The sequence below is a fragment of the Gemella sp. 27098_8_149 genome (genome assembly GCF_041433745.1).
Classification (GTDB): domain Bacteria; phylum Bacillota; class Bacilli; order Staphylococcales; family Gemellaceae; genus Gemella.
In genome coordinates, this window is sequence record NZ_JAPWCB010000016.1 from 38559 (window position 1) to 46425 (window position 7867).

The following is a 7867-nucleotide window of genomic DNA, read 5'->3' on the forward strand; positions in this document are numbered from 1 at the left end:
GAAAAGAGATGAAATTAGTATTTTTTAATTTAAGAGAAGATGAAAAGAGTGCTTTAGAAAGTTGGAGAAATTCTCATCCTGAGGTTGAAGTTGATGTTTATACTGAAGAACTTACATCAGCTAACAAACATTTATTAGAAGGTAAAGAAGGTGTAGTTTTAGCTCAAAATAAACCTTTCGAGCGAGATGTATATGAATATGCTAAAGAACAAGGAGTTAAAGTTTTTGCGACTCGTTCAGCTGGATTTGATATTTATGATTTAGAATTAATGTCTGAGCTTGGAATTAAAATGACGAATGTACCTTCGTATTCACCAAATGCTATTGCTGAGCATGTTCTAACTTCTGCATTACGTATTAGCAGAAATACAAATAAAATTCAACGCAATGTAGAAAAACATAATTTCTCTTGGAATCCAGGGATATTATCACGTGAGCTTAGAACTTTAACAGTAGGTGTTATAGGTACTGGAAGAATCGGTACTCAAGCTGCTCGATTATTCAATGCTTTAGGGTCTAAAGTTTTAGGTTATGATGTTTATCAAAATGAAGCGGCAAAAGAAGTATTAGACTATGTTGAAAATCTAGATGATTTAATAGCAAATTCTGATATTGTTACTATTCATATGCCAGCTATTAAAGAATACAACCACATGGTAAACGATGAATTTCTTGCTAAGATGAAAGATAATTCAATCTTGCTAAATGCAGCTCGTGGTATGCTAGTCGATACAAAGGCTGTATTACGCGCTTTAGATAGTGGAAAACTTCTTGGAGCGGGATTAGATGTTTATGAAAACGAAGGTAAATATGTTCCTAAAAACTTCGAAGGAAAAGAGTTTGATGATGAATTACTACAAACTCTAATAGATCGTGATGATGTAATTTATACTCCGCACACAGCATTCTATACAGAAACTGCAATTCAAAACCTTGTAGAAGGTGGATTAGAAGCGGCTGTAGAAGTAGTTACAACTGGAACATCTGCGAATGTTGTAAATAAATAATAATGAATAAAAAGACTTGGTTTGTAATATGCACAACCAAGTTTTTTTTATTACTAATAAAGTATGAAGGAATATATTAGGGTGATAATTAAATATACCGATAAAGTAGAAATATATTTGTTTGATTAAAGTTAAGGTTACAATTATTTGGATTATGTAAATCTATATAATTAATTGAGTAAAAATAAGAAAATAACAGATTTATGAATGTTTCAATTTTGTTACAATAAGTGTTTAGTCTATATGAAAGTATTGAATCTCTAAAGGATTAGAGATATAATATAATGTATATTAATAATTTCGTAAATACTAGATTGAAAAAAGGAGAAAACAGATGTTATTTAATCGACAAGGGCTCCAACAAAAAAATTGGCGCATGGTTAAAAAGGGTAAGCATATTCTTTTTGGTTGTTCGCTATTTTTTGTTGTTGGGGGAGTAAGCGTTACAGGCCCGCAAGTAACATATGCAAAAGAAACAAGTGAATCAGAAGTAGTCGTTAAACAAGATAAGACGGACAATATAGTTAATAAGAAATCGGTGGTTGATAATCCAACTTCACAAAGGGAAAAACAAGTAGAAAATTCTAAAGATAGGGTTATAAATACTGCTGTTTTAACTGAAAATGATGAAAAGACGATTGAGAAAAAAGAAGTTAACAAAAAAATACTAAAAGAATTAGTAGATAAGATTAAGAATACGGATATCAGTAAAAAAACTGAAAAATCTGTAAAAGAGCTTAATCTTGTTTTGTCACGTGCAGAAAAAGCACTAGATAACAAAGAAGTAACTCAAGAAGAAATTGATAAAGAAGTAAAAACTCTTAAAGAAATTTTTGATAAATTAGAAGACAAACCTAGGGAAGATAATAAATCGGAAGTTAAAGAAAAAGTTGAATCTAAAAAAGATGAAAAAGTAAATTCTGAGAAAGAAATTAAAGAAAAACAACAAGATAATAATAAGGAAGATGTTGCTAGAAGATATAATGAGAAAACAACTAAAGCAACTAATATTGTAAAAGAAATCAATAGTTTAGCTAGCGAAATAAATTATGAATTTACTGATTCTGAAAGAGAACTAGTTAACGTTATTGAAAAACTTCCAACCAATAATAATAATAGCGAAGAAAGTATTCAAAAATTATTGAATGAAGCAATTTATCTTAGAAATAGAGTAGCTAATAGAGTTACTCGTGCTAATTCAGGAAGACGAGATCCACGTAACGGAAAAGTTATAGATAAAAATGGAGAGAGTCGTTTTAGAGGGATAGTATACACTCACAAGGAAAATAGAAGAAATGGTAATCTTATTGAAAATGGGAATACAGCAGTCTATTATAATTCAGATGAAATTTGGAGTTTAATTGAGATAAAAGGTGAAAGAGTAGGAAATGAGAGAAAGTTCACTACGTATGTTCGAGGTAAAATAGTAGAAGATCCAACTCCGTATTATATTGTTACTGTTGGTTTTACAGGCAACTCTCCAATTAAAGGATTAAAAATGCATGTTGCTTACTGGGATAAGCAGGCAGGGACGGCAAGAAGTCGTGAAATAGAGTATGGTAGAACTGAAATTAATAATCCCATTACGAATGCTGCTATTAGAGGGATTGTAGGAGAGGGAGCAATAGTTCAACCTGGTAGATATGAAGTTCATATTGCATCTAATACAAGAGTAGCTCCAAATCAGTTAAAACCTTATACATTTACTTTTATTATTAAACCGCAAAGTGAGCGTAATACAGTAAAGGATTTATCACAAACATATGTAGATGATGTTCGTCATTTAACTGAAAATGAAAAAACAGCTCTAATTGAGAAATTTAAAACAGAACATCCAGATATTATGAAACCTTCAGGTCATAAGAGTGACTTTGATCGTGCTGAGGTTTCTGCTGATGGAACAACAATGACAATCCACTTCAAAGATGGATTTAATCCGAAAACTATTCAAACAAATGCGACAAATGATGTAGAAGCAAAACATCAAAGTATAACAGCTTATTTTGGTGATTCTAAAGAATTATATACAAATCCTAGACAATTAGTACGTTCAAAAACTGGAAATGAAGTACCATCGACAGCTCAAGTAACGTATAAAACACCTTTTAACTTGCAACAAACGGGAACAAGAAACGTTGTAGTAACGACAACTTATGCAAATGGAGTAACAAAAGACGTAACAACTCCTTATACAGTTTTAGACTTTGTAGGAAAACAAGATAAGAAAATTAACCAGAATCAATCTGGTCAATTGGGAGATGCAAGAAATTATATTACTGTTTCGGATAATTCAGCACTTCCAGGTGAATTAACTGTTCGTTGGAAAGGTGGTTCATCGACTGTAGATACTTCTACTGCGGGTGTACAACACAAAGAAATTGAGATTCTTCGTGGTAATCATTTGATGAAAACTGTAACTATACCGGTAGAAATAGTGGACAATATTAATCCAACTATTACAGCACCAGATTCAGTATTATTAACAAGATTAGAAGGGTTGCCAAGTGAGATAAATATTTCTGCACAGGATAATAATAAAGGAGTAGGACTTAAAGATAGTAATCCTATAACGGTTGAAAATCTGCCAAATCCGTTATTTTATAATCCAAGAACATCGAAAATAGAGATTAATGGAGTTATACCTAATAATTTCCAAAATGGTAAATCTAGTATTCAAGTAACTGTTAAAGCAGTGGATAGAAAAGGGAATACGGCGACTAAAAATATTACTTTTAATATTCAATCTCAAACACAAAAATATACAGCAGTCGCTAATTCCCAAATTCAAGAAGTAAGTTATGGGGAAACGCCTGATGCAGGAACAAGTATTCAAAAAAATGGATTACCAACAGGTACAAGATATAGTTGGGCAACACAACCTAGTACATTAACAGGTCCAGGGGATAAAACAGGTGTTGTAACAGTAACTTATCCAGATGGTTCAACAGATACGGTAAATGTAACCGTAAAAGTTCGCAAACTAAGTGATGAACATATACCAACTGGAAAAAAAATTACTGTGAATCAAAATGATTCAGTAACGAATGATAGATTAAAAGCAGCAGTAACAGTGAATAACGGTGGAACTAGTAAAGTGAAATCTGTTGCGTATGTCGGAAATATTAGTACAACAAATGCTGGAACGTCTACGATTAAAGCGACTGTTACTTATTTAGATAATACGACAGATCCAGTTGACATACCTATAGAAGTAAAAGACGTAACAGCACCAACAATTCAATCTCCTAGTGATAGACAAAATTGGGATTTAATTGCATTAGATAGAACATTGCCTCCGATTAAAGTGACTTCTGTTGATAATAACGGAGGAACTGGTATTAAATCAACAACAGTAACAGGACTACCAGATTTCTTAGTATATGATGATACAACTAAGACAATTAAGTTTAAAAATGGTGTTCAAGAAGTAACAAAATTACCTGTTGGACAAGATAGTAAAACTTATACTGCAACTATTCAAGTTACAGATAACTCAAACAATTCTAGTCAAAGACAAGTAACAATTACTGTTAAGTCAATGACTACGAAATACAATGCAACGGCTAATTCACAAAAACAAACTGTAAGTTATGGTGAAACACCAAATGCAGAAACAAGTATTAATAAAAATGGGTTACCAGAAGGAACATCGTATACTTGGAGAACGATGCCTAACACAACTACTGGTCCTGGTCAAAAGGCTGGGGTAGTAATTGTAACATACCCTGATGGTTCTATAGATTTGGTTGATGTAACTGTAAATGTGAGAAAACTAAGTGATGAATATGAACCAACAGCTACTAAAATAGTTAAAAATCAAAATGATACTGTCTCAGATCAAGACTTAAAATCTGCTATAACAATTAATAAAAATGGGAATAGTAAGGTAAAAACTGTTATTCCTGTTGGAACAATTAGTACTACCGACGCGGGGGAAAAAGAAATTTCTGCAACGGTAACCTATCTTGATGATACAACAGATACAGTGAAAATTCCGTTAGAAGTAAAAGATGTGACACCACCAACGATTCAAACACCAGCAAATGGTCAAAATGTTGATTTAATTGCATTAGATAAAGCTTTTTCTCCAATAAAAGTAACGTCTAATGACAATGCTGGAGGAAGTGGTGTTCAGTCAACAACGGTAACAGACTTACCAGATTTTTTAACATATGATGATGCGACTAAAACCATCAAGTTTAAAGAAGGTACTCAGGAAGTTCCTAAATTACCAGTTGGTACAGATTCTCAAACATATACAACTACAATTCGTGTGACAGATAATGCAAATAATAGTAGTACTTCACATTTAACTTTTATTGTGAAATCAATGACTACAAAATATGATGCAACTTCAAACACTCAAAAACAAACAGTAAGTTATGGTGAAACTCCAGATGCAGGCACAAGCGTGAATAAAACAGGACTACCAGAAGGAACAAGTTACACTTGGAAAACAACACCAGTCACAACAGATGGACCTGGTGAAAAAGATGGAGTAGTAACTGTTACATATCCAGATGGCTCAAAAGATGCAGTTAATGTGACTGTAAATGTGAGAAAATTAAGTGATGAATATGAACCAACAGCTACTAAAATAGTTAAAAATCAAAATTACTCAGTATCAAATGAAGAATTAAAAGCAGCGGTGACAATTAGTAACAATGGTGCTAGTAAGGTGAAATCTGTAACTCCTGTTGGAACAATCAGCACTGCAGCAGCAGGGGAGAAAAAAATTACTGCAACTGTAACGTATCTTGATGATACAACAGATACAGTAACAATTCCACTTGAAGTAAAAGATGTTATAGCTCCAACGATTCAAACACCGATGGAGAATCAAAGTTGGGATTTAATAGCGCTAGATAGAATATTACCACCAATTAAAGTAACGTCAGAGGACAATGCTGGAGGAAGTGGAATTAAATCAACAACGGTAATGGGATTACCAGATTTCTTAGAATATGATGAAGCGACTAAGACAATTAAGTTTAAAAATGATGTTCAAGAAGTACCAAAATTACCAGAAGGAACGGATGAGCAAACACACAATATTACAATTACAGTAGTGGATAATGCAAATAATAGTAGTAACACACAAGTAACAATTACTGTGAAATCAATGACTACAAAATACGATGCAACTGCAAATCCAGACAAACAAACAGTAAGTTATGGAGAAGAACCAGATGCAGGAACAAGTGTTAATAAAACTAACTTACCAGAAGGAAATAGTTACGTTTGGAAAACAAAACCAGAAACAACAGCACCAGGAGAAAAAGACGGAGTAGTAGAAGTAACATATAAAGACGGTTCAAAAGATACAGTGAATGTGAAAGTTACTGTAAAAGAATTAAGCTCAGAATACGAAGTGACTGGAGCACCAATTGAAGTAAACCAAAATACTCCAGTAACAAATGATGACTTAAAAGCCAAAGTAACAGCGACATCAAAAGAAGGAAATATTAACGGAACTGATAAAATCTCAAAAGTAGAACCAAAAGCAGAGATTAGCACAGCTAACTATGGAAATCAAAATATTACTGCGACAGTAACATTCAAAGATGGAACAACTAAAGAAGTAACAATTCCATTAAAAGTAAAAGACGTGACTCCACCAACTATTACAGCTCCAGAAGAAAATAAAAACTGGGAAATGACTGCATTAGATAAAATTTTACCAAATATGGAAGTAAGTGCAGAAGATAATGCGAACGGAAGTGGCATAAAAACAGTAAGTGTAGAAGGACTTCCCGATTACTTAGAATATGATAGTACAACTAACTCAATTAAATTTAAAGCTGGAAAACAAGAAGTAGAAAAACTACCAGAAAATACACCAAGTAAAGAATTTAATTTGAATATTCGTGTAGAAGATAAAGCAGGGAATGTTAGTGAAAGAACTGCGAAAATTACAGTATCTTCGATGAGTGCGAAGACTAATCCTCAGCCAATAGATCAAATGGTAAACTACGGACAAGTACCAAATCCAGAAGATAGCGTAAATAAACAAGGATTACCAGATGGAACAACGGTGACATGGAAAACACCACCAGTAGTTAATACACCAGGTTCAACAACAGGAGAAGTGGAAATCACATATCCAGATGGATCAAAAGATGTAGTTACAGTAAATGTAACTGTAAGAAAAGTAAGTGAAGAATATACAGCGACTGGAACACAAATCGAAGTAAATCAAAATGCAAAAGTAACATCTGATATGTTAAAAGGAGTAGTTAATGCGATTAATGCACAAGGTGACAATGGTAATGCGAAAATCGCAAAAGTGGAATCAAAAACACCAATTAGCACAACAACATATGGAGATCAAACAATTCAAGCAAAAGTAACATATATTGATGGTTCAGAACAAGATGTTACGATTCCGTTAAAAGTAAAAGACGTGACAGATCCGACAATTTTAACTCAGAAGAAAATAAAAACTGGGAAATGACAGCATTAGATAAAACGTTACCTGTGATGAAGATTAAAGCAGAAGATAATGCAAGTGGAAGTGGAATTGCTACGATTGAAGTAAGAAATATGCCTTCATTCTTAACTTTTGATGAATCTACCGGAATAATTACTTTCAAGGAAGGTGTACGAGAAGTACCGGAAATTAAATCCGACAATACGATGTATGGTGTAACGATAATAGCAAGAGATAAAGCTGGAAATTCGACATCTACCTTAGTAAATATTACAGTTTGGTCTATGCGAGGGAAATACGATCCACAACCGAAATCACAAACAGTGGATAACGGTACAGTGCCAAATGCAGAAGACAGTGTAGACAAAACCGGCTTACCGGAAGGTACGACTGTAACATGGAAAACAAATCCAGATGTAAGTACACCAGG

Annotated in this window: 3 protein-coding genes; all 3 read left to right on the forward strand. The window is 33.2% G+C overall.

The window, feature by feature from the left end; translation table 11 throughout:
• Positions 1–8 precede the first annotated feature (8 nt).
• Positions 9–1007 (forward strand): D-2-hydroxyacid dehydrogenase, encoded by a 999-nt coding sequence (locus O3801_RS07090; protein WP_371454511.1) that lies wholly within the window; start codon positions 9–11, stop codon positions 1005–1007.
• Between the two features lie 334 nt (positions 1008–1341).
• Positions 1342–7461 carry a Rib/alpha-like domain-containing protein gene (locus tag O3801_RS07095; protein WP_371454512.1) on the forward strand — a complete coding sequence of 2040 codons (6120 nt, stop codon included), beginning with the start codon at positions 1342–1344 and terminating at the stop codon, positions 7459–7461.
• A 26-nt stretch (positions 7462–7487) separates the two neighbouring features.
• On the forward strand, positions 7488–7867 hold a 380-nt coding region (locus O3801_RS07100; RefSeq protein ID WP_371454513.1), incomplete at its 3' end, for a Rib/alpha-like domain-containing protein.

What these genes read in the sequence shown, in the direction of transcription:
- O3801_RS07090 (WP_371454511.1), top strand. Translation starts at nt 9, where the DNA reads ATGAAATTAGTATTTTTTAATTTAAGAGAAGATGAAAAGAGTGCTTTA.
- O3801_RS07095 (WP_371454512.1), top strand. Translation starts at nt 1,342, where the DNA reads ATGTTATTTAATCGACAAGGGCTCCAACAAAAAAATTGGCGCATGGTT.